This is a genomic window from Streptomyces sp. NPDC015131 (assembly GCF_043079975.1).
Taxonomy (GTDB): domain Bacteria; phylum Actinomycetota; class Actinomycetes; order Streptomycetales; family Streptomycetaceae; genus Streptomyces.
This window is the reverse complement of sequence record NZ_JBIBVB010000005.1, coordinates 575,570-595,557: the sequence shown is the minus strand read 5'-3', so window position 1 is coordinate 595,557 and position 19,988 is coordinate 575,570. Positions and strand designations below refer to the sequence as shown.

The 19,988-nt window shown below is 74.1% G+C and carries 18 protein-coding genes, 2 tRNA genes and 1 pseudogene; 7 read left to right on the top strand and 14 right to left on the bottom strand.

The window, feature by feature from the left end; all coding sequences use genetic code 11:
- Window positions 1-56 precede the first annotated feature (56 nt).
- A complete protein-coding gene (locus ACF08D_RS22875) occupies window positions 57-875 on the top strand; it encodes a YceI family protein (protein WP_392224627.1) in 819 nt (272 codons plus the stop codon).
- Window positions 876-988: 113 nt separating this feature from the next.
- Here the strand turns inward: ACF08D_RS22875 and ACF08D_RS22870 are convergent, their stop codons facing one another.
- From ACF08D_RS22870 to ACF08D_RS22835, 8 genes are all read right to left on the bottom strand, one after another.
- Window positions 989-1,804, bottom strand: coding sequence for a TetR/AcrR family transcriptional regulator (locus ACF08D_RS22870; RefSeq protein ID WP_392224745.1), 816 nt, complete (start codon window positions 1,802-1,804; stop codon window positions 989-991).
- Window positions 1,801-3,372: a DHA2 family efflux MFS transporter permease subunit gene (locus ACF08D_RS22865; protein WP_392224625.1), complete on the bottom strand. Its 1,572-nt coding sequence runs from the start codon at window positions 3,370-3,372 to the stop codon at window positions 1,801-1,803. Before ACF08D_RS22865 ends, ACF08D_RS22870 begins: the two co-directional genes overlap by 4 nt.
- 172 nt (window positions 3,373-3,544) lie before the next feature.
- A complete protein-coding gene (locus ACF08D_RS22860) occupies window positions 3,545-4,300 on the bottom strand; it encodes a response regulator transcription factor (RefSeq protein ID WP_392224623.1) in 756 nt (251 codons plus the stop codon).
- Between the two features lie 52 nt (window positions 4,301-4,352).
- Window positions 4,353-5,303: an amidohydrolase family protein gene (locus ACF08D_RS22855; RefSeq protein ID WP_392224621.1), complete on the bottom strand. Its 951-nt coding sequence runs from the start codon at window positions 5,301-5,303 to the stop codon at window positions 4,353-4,355.
- Between the two features lie 48 nt (window positions 5,304-5,351).
- The gene (locus tag ACF08D_RS22850; protein WP_392224619.1) at window positions 5,352-6,215 is read right to left on the bottom strand and encodes a DUF2797 domain-containing protein; all 864 of its coding nucleotides are present in this window, start codon (window positions 6,213-6,215) and stop codon (window positions 5,352-5,354) included.
- 101 nt (window positions 6,216-6,316) lie between these two features.
- Window positions 6,317-6,931, bottom strand: a complete 615-nt coding sequence (locus ACF08D_RS22845; RefSeq protein WP_392224617.1) for a hypothetical protein — start codon at window positions 6,929-6,931, stop codon at window positions 6,317-6,319.
- A 212-nt stretch (window positions 6,932-7,143) separates the two neighbouring features.
- Window positions 7,144-7,216, bottom strand: a tRNA-Arg gene (locus tag ACF08D_RS22840).
- 261 nt (window positions 7,217-7,477) lie between these two features.
- Window positions 7,478-7,568, bottom strand: a tRNA-Ser gene (locus ACF08D_RS22835).
- Window positions 7,569-7,813: 245 nt separating this feature from the next.
- Between ACF08D_RS22835 and ACF08D_RS22830 the strand changes: the two genes are divergently transcribed.
- Both ACF08D_RS22830 and ACF08D_RS22825 read left to right on the top strand, forming a co-directional pair.
- Window positions 7,814-8,257: an SSI family serine proteinase inhibitor gene (locus tag ACF08D_RS22830; RefSeq protein WP_392224615.1), complete on the top strand. Its 444-nt coding sequence runs from the start codon at window positions 7,814-7,816 to the stop codon at window positions 8,255-8,257.
- A gap of 87 nt (window positions 8,258-8,344) precedes the next feature.
- Window positions 8,345-12,241: a PAS domain-containing protein gene (locus ACF08D_RS22825; RefSeq protein ID WP_392224613.1), complete on the top strand. Its 3,897-nt coding sequence runs from the start codon at window positions 8,345-8,347 to the stop codon at window positions 12,239-12,241.
- Between the two features lie 60 nt (window positions 12,242-12,301).
- Here the strand turns inward: ACF08D_RS22825 and ACF08D_RS22820 are convergent, their stop codons facing one another.
- The 3 genes from ACF08D_RS22820 to ACF08D_RS22810 form a co-directional block, all read right to left on the bottom strand.
- Complete coding sequence (locus ACF08D_RS22820) at window positions 12,302-13,945, bottom strand: long-chain fatty acid--CoA ligase (RefSeq protein WP_392224611.1); 1,644 nt, start codon at window positions 13,943-13,945, stop codon at window positions 12,302-12,304.
- Between the two features lie 139 nt (window positions 13,946-14,084).
- Window positions 14,085-14,651: a SigE family RNA polymerase sigma factor gene (locus tag ACF08D_RS22815; RefSeq protein WP_392224609.1), complete on the bottom strand. Its 567-nt coding sequence runs from the start codon at window positions 14,649-14,651 to the stop codon at window positions 14,085-14,087.
- Window positions 14,652-15,079: 428 nt separating this feature from the next.
- Window positions 15,080-15,382: a hypothetical protein gene (locus tag ACF08D_RS22810; protein WP_392224607.1), complete on the bottom strand. Its 303-nt coding sequence runs from the start codon at window positions 15,380-15,382 to the stop codon at window positions 15,080-15,082.
- A gap of 351 nt (window positions 15,383-15,733) precedes the next feature.
- Between ACF08D_RS22810 and ACF08D_RS22805 the strand changes: the two are divergent.
- A pseudogene (locus ACF08D_RS22805) lies at window positions 15,734-16,573 on the top strand (bifunctional DNA primase/polymerase); the annotation flags it as partial.
- 134 nt (window positions 16,574-16,707) lie between these two features.
- On the opposite strand, the gene ACF08D_RS22800 reads toward ACF08D_RS22805, so the two are convergent.
- Window positions 16,708-17,337: a LysE family transporter gene (locus tag ACF08D_RS22800; RefSeq protein WP_392224605.1), complete on the bottom strand. Its 630-nt coding sequence runs from the start codon at window positions 17,335-17,337 to the stop codon at window positions 16,708-16,710.
- 210 nt (window positions 17,338-17,547) lie between these two features.
- On the opposite strand from ACF08D_RS22800, the gene ACF08D_RS22795 reads away from it, so the two are divergent.
- From ACF08D_RS22795 to ACF08D_RS22785, 3 genes are read left to right on the top strand one after another with little or no spacing between them, the layout of a single operon-like run.
- Complete coding sequence (locus ACF08D_RS22795; protein ID WP_392224603.1) at window positions 17,548-18,045, top strand: hypothetical protein; 498 nt, start codon at window positions 17,548-17,550, stop codon at window positions 18,043-18,045.
- Window positions 18,042-18,359 carry a transcriptional regulator gene (locus ACF08D_RS22790; RefSeq protein WP_392224601.1) on the top strand — a complete coding sequence of 106 codons (318 nt, stop codon included), beginning with the start codon at window positions 18,042-18,044 and terminating at the stop codon, window positions 18,357-18,359. Before ACF08D_RS22795 ends, ACF08D_RS22790 begins: the two co-directional genes overlap by 4 nt.
- A 32-nt stretch (window positions 18,360-18,391) precedes the next feature.
- Window positions 18,392-18,925 (top strand): NUDIX hydrolase, encoded by a 534-nt coding sequence (locus ACF08D_RS22785; protein ID WP_392224599.1) that lies wholly within the window; start codon window positions 18,392-18,394, stop codon window positions 18,923-18,925.
- A gap of 122 nt (window positions 18,926-19,047) precedes the next feature.
- Here ACF08D_RS22785 and ACF08D_RS22780 read toward each other — a convergent pair whose 3' ends face one another.
- Together ACF08D_RS22780 and ACF08D_RS22775 are read right to left on the bottom strand one after the other, a co-directional pair.
- Window positions 19,048-19,245 carry a hypothetical protein gene (locus tag ACF08D_RS22780; RefSeq protein WP_392224597.1) on the bottom strand — a complete coding sequence of 66 codons (198 nt, stop codon included), beginning with the start codon at window positions 19,243-19,245 and terminating at the stop codon, window positions 19,048-19,050.
- 13 nt (window positions 19,246-19,258) lie between these two features.
- The gene (locus tag ACF08D_RS22775) at window positions 19,259-19,795 is read right to left on the bottom strand and encodes a hypothetical protein (RefSeq protein ID WP_392224595.1); all 537 of its coding nucleotides are present in this window, start codon (window positions 19,793-19,795) and stop codon (window positions 19,259-19,261) included.
- Window positions 19,796-19,988: the final 193 nt, after the last annotated feature.

Sequence of the window (19,988 nt, the reverse complement as noted above, 5' to 3'; positions counted from 1 at the left end):
GGCGGCAGGCAGGGGACGGCCTGCCGCCCCCTTTTCGTACGAGGAGAGAAACGGGAATGGGACTGCACGCACAGGTACGGACGCGGGACGGCTGGGCCGTCCAGCACGCCGTGGTGACCGTCACCGACATGACTGGCGCGCAGGTGCTGCGGGCCGAGGCCGACCCCGAGGGCGTCGTCGCCACGGACGCGCCCCTGGCCCCCGGCCCGTACACGCTGATCGTCACGGCCGTCGGCTACGCCCCGGCGGCGTCGACCGCGCTGGTGACGGCGAGCGGGCGGGCCGAGGCCGGCAAGGTGGTCCTGGCGCGGGCGGGCGGCGCCGAGCTGCCCCCGCCGGGCACCTGGACGCTGGACCCGGCGCACTCGTCCGTCGCGGCGGTCGCGCAGCACTTGGGCATCTCCAGCGTGCACGGCCGGTTCACCGAGTTCGCCGGCCGCATCGAGATCGCCCCGGACCTCGCCGCGTCCCGGGTGGACGCGGTGCTGTCGGCCGCCTCCGTGGACACCGGCAACGCGCTGCGGGACAAGCACCTGAAGTCGCCGGACTTCCTGGACACCGAGGCGTACCCCGAGATCCGCTACACCAGCCACGGCCTGAGCCCCGCCGGCCCGGACCGCTGGACCGTGCACGGCGCGCTGTCCCTGCACGGCGTGGTGCGGGACGTCGACCTGGACCTCACCTACCTGGGCACCGGCCCGGACCCGTGGGGCGGCACGCGGGCGGCCTTCCGCGCGACGGCCGAGCTGCGCCGGGACGACTTCGCCATGAACTACAACCAGGTGGTGCGGGCGGGCATCTCCGCGATCGGCACCACGCTGCGGGTGGAGCTGGACATCCAGGCGGTACGGGGCGAGAGCCTGCCGCAGGGCTGAGCCCGGGCGCCGGACCGGGGCGGGCCGGGCCCCGGGCCTCGGGCCTCCGCGGCCTCCGCGGCCTCCGCGGTCTTTCAAGCGCCGCGCGGGGCTTTCGGGCGCCGCGCGGGCTTTCAGGCGCCGCGCGCCACCATGGCCTCGATCCCGGCGATCTGCACGTCCAGCGCGAAGTGGAAGTCCCGGTCCCGCATCTCCCCCACCGTGTCCCCGCCCCGGGCCTCCATCATCCGCTCGGCCTGGGCGAAGTCCTCCGCGTAGCCGGGCCGGAGGCGGATCGTCCCCATGGCGTTCTCGAAGTACTCGTCCTGGGTCATCCCGGCCTCGGCGCACCGCTGCCGGAAGTGGCCCTCGATGGTGCCGAAGCCGTACACGAACTGGAAGACCGACGCCATGGCCCCGGTCTGGAGGTGCATCGGCAGCCCGGTGTCACCGATCACCCGCTGGACGGTGCGGGCGAACCGCATCGAGTGCGGGCCGATGTTGAGGAAGTGCCCGAGCAGCGAGGACGCCCACGGGTGGGCGACGAGCAGCGCACGGTAGGAGGTGGCCAGCTCCCGGAGCCGCTCGCGCCAGTCCGCCTCCGGCGCGGCCGTTGCCCCGGCGGCGGCTACCGGGTCGGTGGCGGCGGCCAGTTCGCCCATCACCCGGTCGAGCGCCAGCTCCAGGAGGTCGTCCTTGGTGTCGACGTACCAGTAGACCGACATCGCGGTCACGTTCAGCTCGGCCGCGAGCTTCCGCATCGAGAACTTGGCGAGGCCCTCGGCGTCCAGGAGCCGTACGGCGGCGCCGGTGATCCTGTCGCGGTCGAGGCCGGACGGCTGCTCGGCCTTCCGGGACCTGACCGACCGGGGCGTGCCGCCCTCCAGCCACACGCTGCTCCGTCGCGCCGACGCCATGGGCTTTCCTCCTCGTTCCCCGCCCGATGCTATGCCCCTGCGGACGGCGTCCCGGCCGACGTCCCGGCCGACGTCCCGGCCCCTGCCTCCTGCGCCGGGGTGTCCTTCCGCTCCGCCCGGCGCAGCAGCGCCGCCGCCAGCAGGCCGCCGGCGAGCACCGCGACCGCGCCGACGAGCTGGCTGGTCTCCAGACCGGAGGCGAAGGCACCGGAGATCCGGGCCCTCTCGGCCGGCCCGTCGGCGGCGGCGAGCGCGGCGGGCAGGGAGGCGGCCGACACGGACACCAGCGCGGCGAACCGCGAGTTGAGCACCGCGCCGAGGACGGCGACACCGAGGCCGTTGCCGAACTCGGCGAGGGTGCCGTTGATCCCGGCGCCGACGCCCGCCTTCTCCGGCGGGATGGCGCTCATGATGGCGTTGGCCATGGCGGGCATGGACAGGGAGACGCCCGCGCCCATCACGACGAGCCCGAGCAGCATCCCGCCGTACCCGTGCGCCCCGCCGAGGACCGCGATGGCGGCGAGCCCGGCCGCGACCAGCGCCATGCCGAGGGCGATCGTCGCCGGCGTACCGAGCCGGGACAGCAGCCGCGCGCCGACCCCGGTGAGGTTGAGGACCACCACGGTCAGGGCGAGGGGCGCCGTGCGCAGGCCGGCGTCGAGCGGCCCGTACCCCAGCACGAACTGGAGGTGCTGGGTCAGCAGGAACAGCGAGCCGGTCATGCCGAAGGCGACCAGGATGGCGCCCGCGACCGCGCCGGTGAACCGCTGGTCGCGGAAGAAGTGCATGTCCAGCATCGGGTGCGGGGTGCGCAGCTCCCAGGCGGCGAACGCACCGAGGACCGCCGCGCCGAGGACCGCCGGGACGAGCACCTGACCGGAGGTCCAGCCGTGCTCGGGGCCCGAGATGATCGCGTACACGACCGCCGTCATGCCGACGGTGGACAGCAGGGCGCCGGGGAGGTCGGGCCGGTCGCCCTGGCGGTGCCGGGACTCCGGTACGAGCGCGGCGACGGCGACGAGGCCGACGAGCGCGACCGGGATGTTGATCAGGAAGATCGCGCCCCACCAGAAGTGGTCGAGCATGAACCCGCCGAGCAGCGGCCCGGCCGCGAAGCCCAGCGAACTGACCGTGGACCAGAGGGCGATGGCCTTGACGCGCTCGGTGTCGTCGAAGATCTGGACGACGACGGCGAGGGTGGTGGTCATCAGCAGCGCGCCGCCGACGCCCATGCCCGCCCGCGCGGCGATCAGCTGGCCGGAGGACTGGGCGAGTCCGGCCGCGAGGGAGCCGACGCCGAAGACCGCGAGGCCGGTGAGGAGCATCTTCCTGCGGCCGTAGCGGTCCGCGGCGTTGCCCGCGGTGAGGAGCAGTCCGGACTGGACGAGCGAGTAGGCGTTGATCATCCACTGGACGTCGGCGGTGGAGGCGCCCAGCTCCGTGGTGAGGGAGGGGATCGCCACGCTGAGGACGGTGTTGTCGAGCAGCACGGTGAGCTGGGCGAGGCAGATCACGCCCAGGATCAGCCAGCGCTGCGGGTGCCCGCCGCCGGTGGTGGCCGCGGGTGCTTTCCGGTCGTTCCCGGCGGTGGGGGCCGTCATGGACACTCCTTGTACGGCGTACGAGAGATTTCCCGTACACCGTACAGCGACAGCCTTACGCCGTATAACTTATTTTCCGCCACCCGGTCTCCCGGTCTCCCGGTCACGCGGCCACCCGGCCATCCGGCCGCCCGGCCGTCACCCGGTCCCGGTCACGCGGCCGGTGGGGCGATCATTCGCCGGGCTTGATCAGGTAGCCCGCGCCCCGCCGGGTGTGGATCATCGGCGGGCGCCCCGCGTCGATCTTCTTGCGCAGGTACGAGATGTAGAGCTCGACCACATTGGGCCGGCCGCCGAAGTCGTAGCTCCACACCCGGTCCAGGATCTGCGCCTTGCTCAGCACCCGGCGCGGATTGCGCATCAGGAAGCGCAGCAGCTCGAACTCCGTGCCCGTGAGATGGATGTCGCGCCCGCCCCGCCTCACCTCACGGCTGTCCTCGTCCAGCACCAGGTCCCCCACCTCCAGCAGCGACCCGGTCCGGCCCGCCACCGCTGCCCCGGACCGCCGGACCAGCCCGCGCAGCCGCGCCACGACGTCCTCCAAGCCGAACGGTTTGCCGACGCACTCGTCCCCGCCCGCCGTCAGCCCCGCGAGCCGCTCGCCGGCCTCGCCCCCGGCCGGGTCGCCCGCGGTCAGGAACAGCACCGGTACGCAGGGCAGTTCGCGCCGCAGCGCGCGCACCACGGCGGGCCCGTCCGTGCCGGGCGCGGTCAGGTCCAGCACGACGGCGTCCGGCCGGAACGCGCGCGCCGCGCCCGGCGCCCCGCCCGTACCGTCCTCCGCGGTGCGCACCTCCCACCCCTCGTACCGCAGGGCCATGGACAACAGCTCGGCGGGCGCGTCCTCGTGGCCGGCGACGAGCACCCGTACGGCGGTCCCGTCGGGCCTGAGCAGGTCGGTGCGCCCCTGGGGCGTGGAGACGGTCATGCCCCGACGCTGCCGGTGGCTCCTGAGAGAGTCCTTGCGCCTTTCTGTGAATTCACTGAGAAAGCGAGAGCCGGAACAGCCGGGCCGCGTTGTCGTGGCAGACCGCGCGCAGCCAGTCGTCGCCGAGGCCGAGCCGCTCCAGCGCGTGGAGCTGGTGGAGGTAGCCGTACGGGATGTTGGGGAAATCGCTGCCCAGCAGGATGCGGTCCCCCAGGTCCGCCAGCCGCCCCCGCTCGCCCGCCGGGAAGGGCGCCATCCGCTCGCTGAAGTCCGTGAACACCATGGTGGTGTCCAGCCGCACGCGCGCGTACCGCTCGGCGAGGTCCAGGAAGTCCGTGTACTCGGGCAGGCCCATGTGCGCGACGACCAGCCGCAGCCGCGGGTGCCGGGCCAGGACCCGCGCGACCGGCCCCGGCCCGGTGTGCGCGCCCGGCGCGGGCCCGGAGCCGCAGTGGATCACCACCGGCACGCCGGCCTCCGCGAGCAGCCCCCAGGCGCCGTCCAGCAGCGGGTCGCCGGGGTCGTACGCGCCGACCTGCACATGCGCCTTGAACACCCGGGCGCCCGCGTCGACCGCCTCGGCGACGTACCGCTCCACGCCGTCCTCGGGGAACAGCGTCGCCGTCCGCAGGCACCCCTCCACCCGCGCGGCGAAGTCCCCCGCCCACCCGTTGAGCCACCGGGCCATGCCCGGCTTGTGCGGATAGACCAGCGACGTGAAGCCCAGCACCCCGAAGTCCCGCAGCAGCGCGACGCGGCGGTCCTCCTCCTCGCGGTACGTGATCGGCCACGGCGTCCCGGTCAGCGGCCCCACGGCGTCGAAGTAGGCCCACACCTTGCGCAGGACGCGCTCCGGCATGAAGTGGGTGTGCACGTCCACCAGCCCCGGCAGCCCCAGCCGCCCCCAGAACGCCCTGACCTGCCGGGCCTCGTCCTCCCCGGCGTCCTCCACGGCACGGGCGGCGTACGGCGGTTGAGGACCGCTCACGGGGTGATCGCACATGCGGCCCACCCTGCGCCGGGGCCGGCCGGGCTGTCCACCCCCGCCCCTTCAGAAGAGCCCGTCCTGCACCCCGGTGCCGAGGGCGGTGACCGGCACGGTCGTCCCCGCGTCCGCCGCCCCCGCGACGAGCCCCCAGCCGGTCATCAGCCGGGTGTCGAGCACCAGCGCCCGCCCGTCGGGCGCCCGCAGATGCAGATCGGGCCCGGCCGCGGCGACGACCGTCCCCCGGACGCTCCCGCCGTCCACCAGCTCGGTGACCACCCCGTCGATCCGGTCCACGCCGCCGAGCCGGAACACCTCCGCGTGGTCCACCACCTCCGGCGCCACCGGCTCCAGCGTCTCGGCCCACCCGGGCACCGCCGCCGCCCGCCGGTACAGCGCCGTCACCTCCGCCGCCCGCTCCCGCGCCCCGGGCAGGTCCACCCGGGCGGCGCGCTTGGCGGCGTACGGGATCCGGTCGGGCACCCCCAGCGCCGAGCCGAGCACCTCCTCGGTCCGCCGCGCCGCCATCAGCGGCCCGCGCCCCAGCCACCCGTACGCCACGGCACCCTGCTCCAGCAGCCGCGCGTCGCCCCGCTCCTCGGCGGTGATCCCGACCTTCACCATCCCGGCCCCGAACCACGCCAGGTACACCCGGTACGTCCGGGGGTCGTCCGCCAGGGTGTCGGCCGCCACCGACCGCGCCCGCTCCAGCCGCGCGCACTCCGCGCACCGCCCCCCGGTGGCCCGCCCGGCCACCACGGCCCGCACCGGACACGGATTCCCCCGCGCCCCGGCGCACCCCCGCTCGCCCACGACCCCGAACCCGATCACCCGCCCGGCACCGACGGCACTGCTCCGCCCGCCCTCCCACACCAGCACGGGCCCACCCCCCGCCCCGCCCCACCGCAACCCCCGGCACCGCCACACCATGCGGCCACGGTACGACCCCGCGCGGGAGCCGGTGCCGGGGACGCGAGAGGCCCCGGATCTCTCCGGGGCCTCGTCCGGCCGGAGCTGTGGGGCTCCGCGGATCACGCGTCGGGGTTCATGCCCTGAGCCGTCTTCTTCAGCCGGTCGATCTGGAGCTTCGCGAGGCCGTTGTAGTCCGGCTTCGCCACGAAGGTGCCGTCACCGTTCACCACGGCGACGACGCTGCCGATCCTCATCATGACCACGGTCTCGCCGTCGGCGGCCTCGAACGCCTCGGTCTCCTCGGCGCCCGCCTCGATCTTGACCAGCTTCGCCTTCTGCCCGTCCTTCTCGGCCTTGCCGCGCTCCTCGGTGACCACGGCCTTGTAGGTGGCCCTGGCATCGTCCGGGCTCTGGAAGGCCATGATGCCGAAGACGACCTCACCGCTGTAGTCGGAGCTGTCGCCGCTGCCGCTGTCATCGGTGTCGAAGTCGGTGTAGCCCATGCTGAGCAGCCCACCGCAGTTGGCCTCGGTCGCTTCGCTGCACGCCTCGACGGCCTCGTCGCCGACCTCGACCTCGATGTCGTCGCCCCGGAAGCCCTCCGGGGCGCTCGCCTTGCTGGGAAGGGCGGTGCGGACCATGTCCGGCGTCAGCGTGACCGGCGGCTTGTCACCGTCCCCGCGGAAGGCGTCCAGACCGTCGTCCGAACCACCGCACGCCGTCAGTACAGCCATCAGCGCCACTCCGGCCACTATCCCCCGTGCTGCCTTGCTCAACGTCAACCCCTCGTCGTTGCTGCTCGTTTGACGTGGACACTCAAGCGCACAAGGCATGGGCACACCAAATGGGCGGGCAGCCGGCTGCCGGACCCGCCACGCAGCACGCCCGGCCCCACCCCCCGACAACGCGAGAGGCCCCGGATTTCTCCGGGGCCTCTCGCTTGCTGTGCACTCGGCAGGATTCGAACCTGCAACCTTCTGATCCGTAGTCAGATGCTCTATCCGTTAAGCTACGAGTGCTTGTGCTTCCCGGGCTTTTCTGCCCGGTCGGCGTTGCGGGAACAACATTACATGACCTGCGCCGTGACGCGAAATCCATTAGCTCCACCCCCTCTGACCTGCACAAACGCCCTTCGGGCGGCCATCTGGCGGTCGGCGCGGCCGGGGCGGGGGCCGAGTCGGGGGCCGGGCCCGGGGCCGGACGCGGGTCCCTCGGACGGGCGAAGAGGGTCAGGAACGGCCGAAGCCCCGGCCGTGGGGCCGGGGCTTCGGGTGGTGCTGCGGAGGCGGAGGGATTTGAACCCTCGATGGGCTTTAAGACCCAAACCGCATTAGCAGTGCGGCGCCATAGACCGGACTAGGCGACGCCTCCAGGGGTTGCCCGCACCCGCGCGGACGCGAGTGGTGCGTGCAGATGATGACACAGCTTTCGGCGGCGTCACCAATCGGTGTCCACCGTACTAGGCGAGCGGCACGCGGGGCAAAGGCGTTCCCCCCGCGCCCCCGGTGGCGTCCGGGTGCCAGGCGGCCGGGTTGCGCAACGCGGCGCGGGCTGGAGCGTTAGTGGGGTGAGGGATGCCGGGCATCCCGACGGATCCGTACCCCCCAGGAGTTCGTATGCTGCGCCGCCTCGTCCTCGCCTCAGCCGCCTCCCTCGCCGCCCTGGGTGCCGCCGCGCCCGCCGCCGTGGCCCTCGGGCCGCTGCCCGTGCCGCTGCTCGCCGGGACCGACACCCTCACCGTGACCGTGAACGACTCCGGCAACCCGATGGCGGACGGCACCTTCGACCTGAAGTGCGGGCTGCGGACCGCCGAGGGGAACCACCCCAGGCTGCAGGGCGCGTGCGACCGGCTGGACGAGCTGGCCGAACAGGGCAAGGACCCCTTCGCCCCCGTCGGCAAGGACCAGATGTGCACCCAGCAGCACGGCGGCGCCGCCACCGCGCACATCACCGGCACCTGGCAGGGCCGGCAGGTCGACGCCCGCTTCGCGCGGACCAACGGATGCGAGATCGCCAGGTGGGACACCCTGAAGCCGGTGCTGCCGATGGCCCGGTCGTAGAGGAACAGGCACACAACCGCCGCCGGGCCCACACCACCTGCCTTTAGACTCCCTCCAGTGACAGGCCGAGTGGGAGGAAGCGTCGTCGTGAGCAGCAGGCCATCCCGAGGCGCTGCTCGCCTCGCAGCCATACTCGACGCGCTGCCGGACGGGCTCGTACTCGTCAATTGCAACGGCACGGTCGTCAACGCCAACACCATCGCGCTGGAGATGTTCGAGGCGCCCGGGACGGCGCTGGTGGGGCGCGGGCTGCTCGACCTGCTGCCCGCGTTCGACTCCCGGCTGATCCCCGGCTCGATGCGCCGCCCCGAGGCCGCCGACGCGCGCGGGCGCACCAAGCCGGCCCGGATGATCGCCCGCCGCACGGACGGCAGCGAGTTCCCGGTCGAGGTGACCAGCGCGAGCCTGGAGGACGGGCGCGAGGCGTACGACTCGTACGGCAGCGCCTACACCGGCGACGAGCTGCTGATGCTCGTGGTGCGCGACCTCTCCGGGACCATCGACACCGAGGCCGAGCTGGCCCGCTCCCAGCGGCAGACCGAGATGATCCTGCGCGCCGCCTCCGAGGGCGTCGTCGGCACCGACACCGACGGGCGGATCGTGCTGGTCAACCCGGCCGCCGCCCAGATACTGGGGTGGCGCGCCAGCGACCTGGGCGGCAAGGAACTGCACCCGCTGATGCTGCACTCCAAGGCGGACGGGGAGCCCTTCCCGTTCGCGGAGTCGCCGCTGGCCGACACCCTGCGGTCCGGGCGCAAGCACCGGGTGCGCGGGCAGGTGGTGTGGGCCAAGGACGGTTCGCCGGTGCCGGTCGACCTGACGACCGCGCCGGTACGGGACGGGGACCAGCTCGTCGGCGCGGTGATGACCTTCACCGACCGGCGCCCCTACGAGGAGCAGGAGACCCGGCACGCCGCCGAGGTCGCCGAACTGACCGAGCGGCACACGGCGCAGGTCGCCGAACTGACCGAGCGGCACGCCACCGGGATGGCCGACCTCAGCGAGCGGCTCTCCGTGGAGGTCGAGCGGCGCGAGGAGCGGTACGCGGCGCTCGCCGCGCGGCACGCCCAGCTCAGCGCCGTCCTGGGCGAGTCGCTGCGCGGCCCGCTGGAGGAGCTGCGCTGCGAGCTGGGCACCCTGGCCGCCGACCCGGCCGGCCAGCTGTGGCCCGAGGCCAACCAGGTGCTGCACCACCTGGCCGCCGGGTACGCCCGGATGACGACGCTCGTCGACAACGTCCTGGGCTACCAGCGCCTCGACGTCGGCGAGGAGTCGCTGAGCAAGACCAAGGTGCTGCTCGACGCGGTGGTGGCCGCCGGTGTCGAGGGCGCGGTGGAGCTGATCGGCCCGGGGCGGGTGCAGTTCGCGGTGCACGCCCCGCCGATAGAGGCCGAGGTGGACGGGGTGCGGATCTCCACCGCGCTCGCCCATCTGATCGCGGACGTCGCGGGCGTGGACTCGACCGGCAAGGCCCGGCCGGTGCCCGGCGGCGGATACGCCGACTCGACGATCGTGGTCGCGGCGGCGCAGCGCGGTGATGTCGTACGGATCGAGGTGCGCGGCCCGTACGCCGGCGGCGACCCGGTCCACGAGCCGATCGTGCGCGGGATCGTCCGGGCGCACTCCGGGGTGCTTCAGACGCACGAGCTGCCGGGCATGCCGGGCAGCGCCTATGTGCTGGAGGTGCCGCTGGGCGGCGGCGCAGGGACGGTGAAGCCGGAGCCGGAGCCCGCCCGGATGGCCGCGGACGAGACCGGTGACGCACCCGCGGGTCCCCCGGCGGTGGCCGCGGCCCCGATGGTGCCCGCGCAGCAGACGGGTGACACCGCCGGTGACACTGCCGGCGGGGTGCCGTCCGGTGGCGGCGGGCGCCGGCGTGCGCGGCGCGCTTCGACGGACGCGTTCCTGGCGCCCGGCGACAGCCCCGTGCGGGCCGAGGACCCGGTGGCGGCCCGCCCCACGGGCCGGCGGCGCGGGCGGCCGAGCCCGGCGGAGGCCGGCGCGGTGGTGCCCGGGGCGCTGCCCCCGGGAGCGGTACCGGCCGGGGCGCCGGCCGAGGGCGCGGTCGTGACGGCCGCGGAGAGCGCACAGGGGCGTGCCGCGCTGGGCGAGACGGTGCCGCCGCAGGGCGTGCCCGCCGACGCGATGCCGGTCCCGCCGGGCGGGCGGCGGGCGCGGCGGGGCGGCGAGGGCGCGATGCCCGCGCTCCCCGCGGGCGCGAGCGCGCCGTCGCCGGGCGCGTCGTCCCCGGGCGCCTCGTCCCCGGGAGCCGGTACGAGCGCCTCGGGCGCCGGGTCGGCCGCACCGGGTGGCGGGTCGGCCGCACCGGGTGGCGGGTCGGCCGCACCGGGTGGCGCGCTTCCGGCGGGCGCCGGGGTCACTGGGGTCACCGGGGCCCGGGGTGACGCTCCGGCACCGGGCGCCACGCCCGACGCACCCGTACCCGTACCCGCCGCTGTGGCCGCGCCCGGGGCTCCCACCGCCGAGGACCGTGCTCCGGGCGGCGAACCGGCCGGGGGCCGCCGTGCCCGCCGGGCGCTCGGTGCCGCCCAGGACCGGACCGCCCAGGCGGCGCCGCCCGAGGGCGGGGCCCGTACCGCGTTCGCGCTGCCGCCCGCCGAGGCGGACCGGCGCCCCGAGCCGCCGTACCCGGGCGGCCCCGCCGGGGACGGCCACCACGCACCCGTACCGACCGCGCCGGACGCCGGGCACGCACCGCCGCAGCCGCACCCGGTCGAGGCGCCCGCGCCCACCGGACGCCGGCGGGCCGTGCAGGAGACCACCGCCGGAACCGGCGCAAGCACCGGGACCGGGACGGACACCGGCACCGGATCCGTACCGCTGCCGCCGGAGATGCCCGCGCCCACCGACCCGGGCGCCTCCAACGGCCGGGGCCGGGCCTTCAGCGTCCGCACCCTGGGCCAGGGCGTGCCCTTCGCCCAGCAGATCGCCCAGCAGCAGTCCTCGGGCTCCGGGCGGCGGCGCAAGCTGGCCACGCCCCCGGCGGAGGACGACCGCCCGGGTGTCACCCCGGGTGCCGTCCCGGCCGCCGGGCCCGACACCGCCGCGCGCCCGCACCCCCAGACCCCGGCACCGGCCACGCCCACGCCGCCCCGGCTGGGCGCCCCGGCGGAGGGACGGGCGTACGAGATAGGAGCACCGGACGAGGGCGCGGCCGAGGGCCCCGAGCCGCTGGACGGTCCGGGCGGCGCGGTCGAGGTGGCCAACGAGCCGCCGCCGCTGCCCGTCGACGACGAGCTGCCCCCCGAGCCGCTGGACAACCCGCGCCGGCTGCTGGTGTGGCCCGCGCCGGACGTCTCCACCCAGGAGGCGCTCAGCGAGCGCGGCTACCGGCCCGTCATCGTCCACTCCCGGGAGGAGGTGGACGCGCAGATCGCCGCGTTCCCGGCGGCGCTGTTCGTCGACCCGCTGACCGGGCCGATCACCCGCACGGCGCTCCAGTCGCTGCGGCAGGCGGCGGTGGCGGCCGAGGTGCCGGTGCTGCTGGCGGCGGGCCTGGGCCAGGCGACCCGGGAGGCGGCGTACGGCGCCGATCCCGCCGTACTGCTGAAGGCGCTGGCTCCCCGGGACAGTGAGCAGCACCCGTCGCGGGTCCTGCTGATCGAGGAGCAGGAGGAGATCGCCCTGGCGCTGGCGGCGACGCTGGAGCGGCGCGGGATGCAGGTCGCGCGGGCGGCCACGGACGGCGAGGCGGTCACCCTGGCGGCGCAGACGCGGCCGAACCTGGTGGTGATGGACCTGATGCAGGTACGCCGCCGGCGCGCCGGGATCATCGACTGGCTGCGGGCCAACGGGCAGCTGAACCGTACGCCGCTGGTCGTCTACACCTCGGCGAGCCTCCAGCGGGCGGAGCTGCCGAAGCTGTCGTCGGGCGAGACGGTGCTGTTCCTGGCGGAGCGGTCGACCAGCGCCGAGGTGCAGTCGCGGATCGTGGACCTGCTGGCGAAGATCGGCACCAACTGACGTACGGCGCATGGCATGTTGAAGGGGCGCCCCGAGGCCCGGGGCGCCCCTTCAACATGATCAGAGCTGTGTGACGTCCAGCTCGCCGGTCGCGTACTGCTTGCGGATGACCTTCTTGTCGAACTTCCCCACGCTCGTCTTCGGCACCGCCGGGACGATCGCCCAGCGCTCGGGCAGCTGCCACTTGGCGATGGACCCGGCGAGGAAGGCGCGCAGCTCCTCGTACCCGGCGGTGGCGCCCTCCTTGAGGACCACCGTCGCCAGCGGGCGTTCGCCCCACTTGTCGTCGGGGACGGCGACGACCGCCGCCTCGGCGACGTCGGGGTGGGCCATCAGCGCGTTCTCCAGCTCCACCGAGGAGATCCACTCGCCGCCCGACTTGATGACGTCCTTGGCGCGGTCGGTGAGGGTGAGGTAGCCCTCCGGGCTGATCACTCCGACGTCGCCGGTCTTCAGCCAGCCGTCGGCGGTGAACTTGTCCTCGGGCCGCAGCGGTTCGCCGGCCGCGCCGCCGTAGTAGGCGCCGGCGATCCACGGGCCGCGCACCTCCAGCTCGCCCGCCGACTCGCCGTCCCAGGGCAGGATGTCGCCGCCGGGCCCGGCGAGGCGGGCCTCCACTCCGGCGGGGAAGCGGCCCTGGGTGATGCGGTAGGGCCACTCCTCCTCGGCGGTCAGGCCGGCGGGCGGGTTGGCCATGGTGCCGAGCGGGGACGTCTCGGTCATGCCCCACGCGTGGCAGAGGCGGACGCCGAGCTTGTCGTACGCCTCCATCAGCGACGGCGGGCAGGCGGCGCCGCCGATGGTGACGGTCGACATGCAGGAGATGTCCCGGGGGTTGGCGGTCACCTCGGCGAGCAGGCCCTGCCAGATGGTGGGGACGGCCGCGGCGTGCGTGGGCCGCTCGCGCTCGATCATCTCGGCGAGCGGGCCGGGCTGGAGGAAGCGGTCCGGCATGAGCATGTTGACGCCGGTCATGAAGGTCGCGTGGGGCAGGCCCCAGGCGTTGACGTGGAACTGGGGCACGACGACCAGGGTCGTGTCCTTGTCCGTCAGCCCCATGGACTGGGCCATGTTGACCTGCATGGAGTGCAGGTAGATGGAGCGGTGGGAGTAGACGACGCCCTTGGGGTCGCCGGTGGTGCCGGAGGTGTAGCACATGGCGGCGGCGGCGCGCTCGTCCAGCTCCGGCCAGGCGTAGTCGGTGGGGCGGCCGGCGATGAGGTCCTCGTACTCGTGGACGGTGGGCGCGGCGCCGTCGAGGAGCGAGCGGTCGCCGGGGCCGGACACCACGACGTGCTCGACGGTCGGCAGGTGCGGGAGCAGCGGGGCGAGGAGCGGCAGGAGGCTGCCGTTGACGAGGACGACCCGGTCGGCGGCGTGGTTGACGATCCACACGAGCTGCTCGGCGGGGAGCCGGAGGTTGAGGGTGTGCAGCACGGCGCCCATGGAGGGGATCGCGAGGTACGCCTCGACGTGCTCGGCGTTGTTCCACATCAAGGTCGCCGTCGCCTGTCCCTCGTCGACTCCGAGGTCGCGCAGGGCGTGGGCGAGTTGCGCGGCGCGGGCGCCGATCTCGGCGTAGCTCCGCCGGTGCGGCTCCGCCTCGCCGGTCCACGTGGTCACCGTCGACTGTCCGTGGATCCTGCGTCCGTGCTCCAGGATCCGGCTGATCAGAAGCGGTACGTCCTGCATCGTGCTGTGCACTGCATCCTCCTGGGGGCGCCGTCGCCACGTCGCGACGAGGTGGGAAGATTCTGCGCACATACCACGCGGTATGTCACTACCCGGGCGCCCGCGGAACGCCCCGGGAAGGCCCCCGTTCTGCGGATTTCGCAGCTCCGCTTCAGCGCACCGGGCACAGCTCGGGATCGTCGCGCAGCTTGCCGAGCGCCCGGGACACGGCGCTCTTGACCGTGCCGACGGAGACCCCGAGCACCTCGGCCGTCTGGGCCTCGCTGAGGTCCTCGTAGTACCGGAGCACCACCATCGCACGCTGGCGGTCGGGCAGCCGCATGACCGCCCGCCACATCGCGTCGCGCAGCACCTGCTGCTCGGCCGGGTCGGGCTCGGGCAGCCCGGCGGGCTCGGGCAGGTCGTCGCAGGCGAACTCGTCCACCTTGCGCTTGCGCCACTGCGAGGTGCGGGTGTTGAGCAGGGCCCGGCGTACGTAGCCGTCCAGCGCGCGGTGGTCCTCGATGCGCGCCCAGGCGACATACGTCTTGGTCAGCGCGGTCTGGAGCAGGTCCTCGGCGTCGCAGGGGTTGGCGGTCAGCGACCGGGCGGTGCGCAGGAGCACGGGCCCCCGTGCCCGTACGTACGACGAGAACGACGGATAGGAGGCGTGCCCGGCGGCGGCCGTGGAGGCGCCGGTGCAGACGGGCGCTGTTCTCGTCCCAGTAGTCGCGGTCATAGGTCCACGCTATGAGCGGGCGCCGCGCGGGGGATCGCCCACAGGTGCCGAACCGGGGTCCCCCTGAGGTTGTAGGGCCGCGCCCGGCCACACCTCCTGTGGGTGGAGGCGCCGGAGCGGGCGGATCAGGGTCCGCCGGTGGTGGCGGGAGCGGGTACGGGGGGTACGGGTACCGGGGCCCGCGCAACGGCGGACGGCCCCGGCCCCCGCCCATGGGGCCCGCGCAACGGCGGGCGGCCCGCGCGCCGGTACCGGAGTACCGCCGCGCGGGCCGCCGCCCACCTCTTCCTCACGGTGCGGGGGGGGGCCCCACGACCCCCTTCGGCCCCCGCGGGCCGGTCCGCTCCGCCGTCCGCCGGCCGCCGGGGTTCCGGAAACACCGGGAGTACCGGGAGTACCGGGAGTACCGGGGTTCCGGAAGTGCCGGCCTACCAGAAGTAGCTGAAGTCCACCGCCGGGGTGCTCTGGCCGACGACCGTGAAGCCGGGACCGTTCACATTCGTGGTGTTGCTCTGGTTCGACCCGCCGCCGTTGGCGACCTGCTGGCCCGTGTGGGAGTTGCCCGCGTTGCTGCCGCCGACACCGCTGCCGCTGACCGACGCCGCGGACGCGTTGGATCCGTCGTTCGCGAGACCCCCGGTGTCGGCGTGGGCCACTCCCGCGAAGAGACCGGCGGCGAGGGGCAGGGCGGCGACGGCGGCGATGACGCGAGCGGTACGGATGCTTGCCATGAATGTCCTCCAGGAGCCACGTGCGTAACTTCGGCTTGTTCCGGGGCAGTTGGCCGACCGCCTCGGCGAGTTCTCGACGTCGTGGTTCCAGAGTTGCCCACCGGATCCCCGGCGAACCAGCCCGGACCGCCACTTTCCCTCGCAAGCGTGAGGACATGTCGATAAACCACCTCAGCGACCGGAAATGCCCAGCTCAGGGCTTGATCGCGCCACCGGTGGACGCGAGGAGGGGGCGCCGGGGGCGGTACGGGGGCCGGAACCGGGGCGCGTACGGGCGAAGAATCGTTCAGGCGCTTTTCCGGCCAATTCGGCCCCCTTTCCTCGGTCGAACTTCTGTACGACCATGGGTCCATGGCCGCTGCATCACGGCGTACCACCACCCTCGCCCTGGCCCACGCGCTGGCCGCCGCCGAGCGCGGGCTGCCCGTCTTCCCGCTGTCGCCGACCAAGCTCCCCGCGCTGCCGTCCCCGCACCGGGAGGCCCCCGGGCCGGTGCCCTGCCGCGGGGAGTGTGGCCGGCCCGGGCACGGCGTCCACGACGCCACCACCGACCCGGCCGCCGTCCGGGCGCTGTTCGCCCTCGCGCCCCGGGCGACCGGCTACGGCATCGCGTGCGGACGCCCGCCGCACCACCTGATCGGCATCGACCTCGACACCGACCCGGCCGTCCTGCGGCGCCTGGCGCGGGCGCACGGCTTCACGATCCCGCGCACGGTCACCGTCCTCACGCCCCGCGGCGGACGGCACCTGTGGCTGAGCGGCCCGCCCGGCGCCGCCGTGCCGAACTCGGCCGGGCGGCTGGCCCCCGGGGTCGACGTGCGCGGCGCGGGCGGGTACCTGGCGGGGCCCGGCTCGGTCACGGCGCGCGGCGCGTACCGGCTGGTCCCCGGGAGCGCGGTCCTCCCGCCGGCGCCCTGCCCGCCGGCGCTGCTGCGGCTGCTCAGGCCGCCGTTGCCCCGCCGCCCCCGCCCGGACCGTTCCGGCTCACCGCAGGGGCGCGGCCTGGTCGGGTTCGTCTCCGCCGCCGCGCCGGGCGAGCGCAACAGCCGGTTGTTCTGGGCGGCCTGCCGGGCGTACGAGAACGGGATCGGCGACGCCCTCGCGGACGCGCTCGCCGGCGCCGCCGTACGCACCGGGCTCACCGCCCGCGAGGCGCGGGCCACCGTGGCATCGGCGGCCCGGTTCACGGCGGCGGCCCCGTACACCACAGCTCCGCACACCACGGCCCCGGACGCCATGGCCCCGCACACCACGGCCCCAGGCGCCACGGCCCCGTCCAGCACAGCCCCAGGCACCACGGCCCCGCACACCACAGCCCCGGGTGCTCACGACAGCAGCAGGTGACCGGCGAGCACGGTGATCAGCGTGCTGGAGGCGAGGGCGGTGACGAGCCGCCCCCGGCTGCCGGTCAGCGCCCGGCCCAGCAGCGCGCCGCCCCCGGCGAGCAGCAACTGCCAGCTGGCGGACGCGAGGAAGGCGGCGAGCACGAACAGGGCCTGCTCGACCGCGCCCGGCGCCGCCCCGGCGCTGCGGCCGCCGATGACGAGGGCGGTGAAGTAGACGACGGTCATCGGGTTCAGCAGGGTGATCCCGAGAAGGGTGAGGTACGCGCGCAGCGGCCCGACCGGTGTGCCGTCGTCCCGCCGCGCGGCCCGGCGCCCCCGGTGGCGGGCGACCGCCGAGACGGCGCCGTGCACGGCGAGGGCCACCAGCAGGGCGGCCGACGCCCACCGCAGGGGCGTCGCGAAGGGCTGCACCAGGGGCACGAGCACGCCCCCGCCGAGGGCGGCGACCAGCGCGTACAGCCCGTCGGCGGTCGCGACGCCCAGTGCGGCCGCGGCGCCGACGCGCAGGGAGGTGCGGGCGGTGAGCGCGACGAGGTAGGCCCCGACGGCCCCCACCGGTACGGCGATCCCGTACCCGGCGAGCGCCCCGGCGACCAGCGCCCCGATCACGGGACGGCGGCGGCCGGCTCCCACCTCGGCCCGCGGCGCTGTCGCCCGTACGACGACCGGCGCACGGCGGAGGGCGACAGGGAGCGGGTGCGAGAGGTCATGGCGCGATGCTGGCGCGCCGGCGGGGTCACCGGCAAAGGGATTTCCGGCTTTCCGCTCCGGAAAATCTTCACTTGCCACAACGGAAACTCACCCACTACTGTTTCCGTCATGGAAACCAACGGGGAAACCATCCGTCCGACCGCCGAGCAGGCACTCGCCGCCCTGGCGGCCACCGAGGAGGTCAGGACCTCCACCACCGCCCTGTCCGCCACCCCCTGGCCGCGCTGGTTCGCGGTCGCGCTCACCGTCTACATCGCCGCGATACCGCCGCTGTACGGAGGCACCCTGGCCGAACCCGCCTGGCTGATGCCCCGCGCGGCGTGGAGCATCGCCCTGGTGGCGACGACGGGCTCGTACCTGGCCCTGTTCGCAGTGGCCGCCGCCAACTGGCGCAGGAAGACCGGCGTGGCGCTCCGCTTCGACGTCCTGCCCAAGCGGGTCACCCTGCCCCTCGCCACGGGCCTGCCCGCGATCCTGCTGGGCTCCGCCCTGGTCTTCCGCTCCACCGGCGAGCCCCTCTGGCTGTTCGCCGCCTCCGCGATCGGCGCCGCCGTCTCGGTCGGCTTCCACCTCACCTTCGTACGCCTGCACCGGAGGGCCTCGTGAGCGCCACCGGCCCGGACCCCATGGCCGGCTTCGACACGACCATCCACGCCCCCAACCGCCTGCGCATCTGCGCGCTCCTGGACACGGCGGACGAGGCCGAGTTCAGTACGGTGCAGACGCAGTTGAACGTCTCCGCCTCGGTGCTCAGCAAGCACGTCACGGTCCTCATGGACGCGGGCTACGTGGAACAGCGCAAGGCGGTCCGCGACACTCGCCAACGCGTCTGGCTCCGCCTCACCCGCCCGGGCCGCACGGCCTACCACGCCCACCTGACCGCGCTGAGAGCCATCGTCGGCACCCCCGCCCCCGAGTGACGGCGCCGCAGGCGTCGAGAGGAGCCGCAGCGATGCAGTGGAAGATCCACGGGGAACGACCGGTCTACGAGAACCCCTGGGTGAACGTGTGGCTCACCGACATCGAGACCCCGGACGGAAACCGCTGGGAGCACCATGTCGTCAAGCTCCGTCACCTGGCCGTGGCCGCCGTGGTCAACGAGCGGCGCGAGGTCCTGATGATGTGGCGCCATCGCTTCATCACGGACGCCTGGGCATGGGAACTGCCCATGGGCCTGGTCGAGATGGGCGAGACCCCCGCCGAAGCAGCCGCGCGCGAGGTCCTGGAGGAGACCGGCTGGCGGCCCGGCCCGGTCACACCACTCCTCTACGCCGAGCCGGCCAACGGCATAACCGACTCCCAGCACCACGTCTTCCGGGCCGACGGGGCGACGTACGAAGGCCCGCCGACCGAGAAGAACGAGTCGGACCGGGTCGAGTGGATCCCGCTGGCCGACGTCCGAGGCATGATCGACCGCCGCGAGATCGTCAGCAGCGGCTCCCTCGTCGGCCTGCTCTACGTCCTCATGGACGAGGCGACCCGCTGACCAGCCCCGGCGGCCCCCCGGGCACCGCGCATGCCGAAGACCTCCGACCGGTGGTGCCGGGCAGAGGTCTTCGACTCGCGCGACGGGTGCGGGCGGCTCGAACCAGCCCGCGAAGGAAACGATCAGCGCTTACGGCGCAGGGCGCCTGCCCACCATGCGGCCAAGGCGGCCCCGGGAACGGCAACGAGCGCGAAAATCAACAAGGCCCGGCCGAGTTCACCGCTGGGCGAGGTCATCTGATCGTGGATGAGCAGCCCCAGGAAGAAGATGAAGATCGCGGCCAGAACCCCGACCCGTGTCGACGACTGACGACTGCTCATCGGACCCGACCTCTTAGTAGCACTTCGCGCCGCGCGCCTTGCCCGTGTAGGTGAACTTCATCTCCACCCCGTGCTTGCACTTGGCGATGCCCTCGGCGCCGAGGGTCGCAATGTAAGTGTAGACACCAGCCGCGACGGCGCCTCCGATACCGCCGGTGATGGCCCCGATGATGCCGGCCGCGGTGGCGGCGCTGCCGTAGTTGATGGCGGTGGCCTGAGACTTGCTCAGCTTCACGTAGACGTACCAGCCGAGGGAAACACCTCGTGCGACCTTCTTCGGCCCCTCGCCCTGGCTCTCGTCCGGGATGTCACCGCGTACGACCGTGACGACAGTCGAGTTCTTGAAAGCCTCGACCGCTTCCTCGTAGGTGTAGCCCTGAGACGCCAGGTCGAGGAAAGCCCCGCCCTGACTGTCGGTGGCGACGACCTGCGCGGGCCGCTCCGCCGGCCGCTCCATAGCGGACGCTGTCGGGGCTATGGTCGCCAGGGTGGCGCCGGCCAGCAGCAACGCGCACGTGGTGGTGAACGTGCGTGACGTGGAAATGGACAAACTTCCCCCAAAGATGTGCGCGGTGGTGCCGCGCTGTCTCTTTCCAAGCGCGGAGGTCAGCCGCGCGTGGACGGACCATGAGGATCACACAAAGATCACCATGGATCGCCCAAGTACCCGCACAAGGGTTCATATTCGGCCGAGTACGCCAACCTGATCCCTCCGCTCCCCATACTCACCAGTCCGGCCCTGG

Bases quoted from the DNA above. Each gene is read 5' to 3' on its own strand.
- ACF08D_RS22875 (WP_392224627.1), top strand. From the start codon at position 57: ATGGGACTGCACGCACAGGTACGGACGCGGGACGGCTGGGCCGTCCAG.
- ACF08D_RS22830 (WP_392224615.1), top strand. From the start codon at position 7,814: ATGCTGCGCCGCCTCGTCCTCGCCTCAGCCGCCTCCCTCGCCGCCCTG.
- ACF08D_RS22860 (WP_392224623.1), bottom strand. From the start codon at position 4,300: ATGACCGTCTCCACGCCCCAGGGGCGCACCGACCTGCTCAGGCCCGAC.
- ACF08D_RS22780 (WP_392224597.1), bottom strand. From the start codon at position 19,245: ATGAGCAGTCGTCAGTCGTCGACACGGGTCGGGGTTCTGGCCGCGATC.
- ACF08D_RS22810 (WP_392224607.1), bottom strand. From the start codon at position 15,382: ATGGCAAGCATCCGTACCGCTCGCGTCATCGCCGCCGTCGCCGCCCTG.
- ACF08D_RS22795 (WP_392224603.1), top strand. From the start codon at position 17,548: ATGGAAACCAACGGGGAAACCATCCGTCCGACCGCCGAGCAGGCACTC.
- ACF08D_RS22855 (WP_392224621.1), bottom strand. From the start codon at position 5,303: ATGTGCGATCACCCCGTGAGCGGTCCTCAACCGCCGTACGCCGCCCGT.
- ACF08D_RS22815 (WP_392224609.1), bottom strand. From the start codon at position 14,651: ATGACCGCGACTACTGGGACGAGAACAGCGCCCGTCTGCACCGGCGCC.
- ACF08D_RS22865 (WP_392224625.1), bottom strand. From the start codon at position 3,372: ATGACGGCCCCCACCGCCGGGAACGACCGGAAAGCACCCGCGGCCACC.
- ACF08D_RS22850 (WP_392224619.1), bottom strand. From the start codon at position 6,215: ATGGTGTGGCGGTGCCGGGGGTTGCGGTGGGGCGGGGCGGGGGGTGGG.
- ACF08D_RS22845 (WP_392224617.1), bottom strand. From the start codon at position 6,931: ATGGCTGTACTGACGGCGTGCGGTGGTTCGGACGACGGTCTGGACGCC.
- ACF08D_RS22785 (WP_392224599.1), top strand. From the start codon at position 18,392: ATGCAGTGGAAGATCCACGGGGAACGACCGGTCTACGAGAACCCCTGG.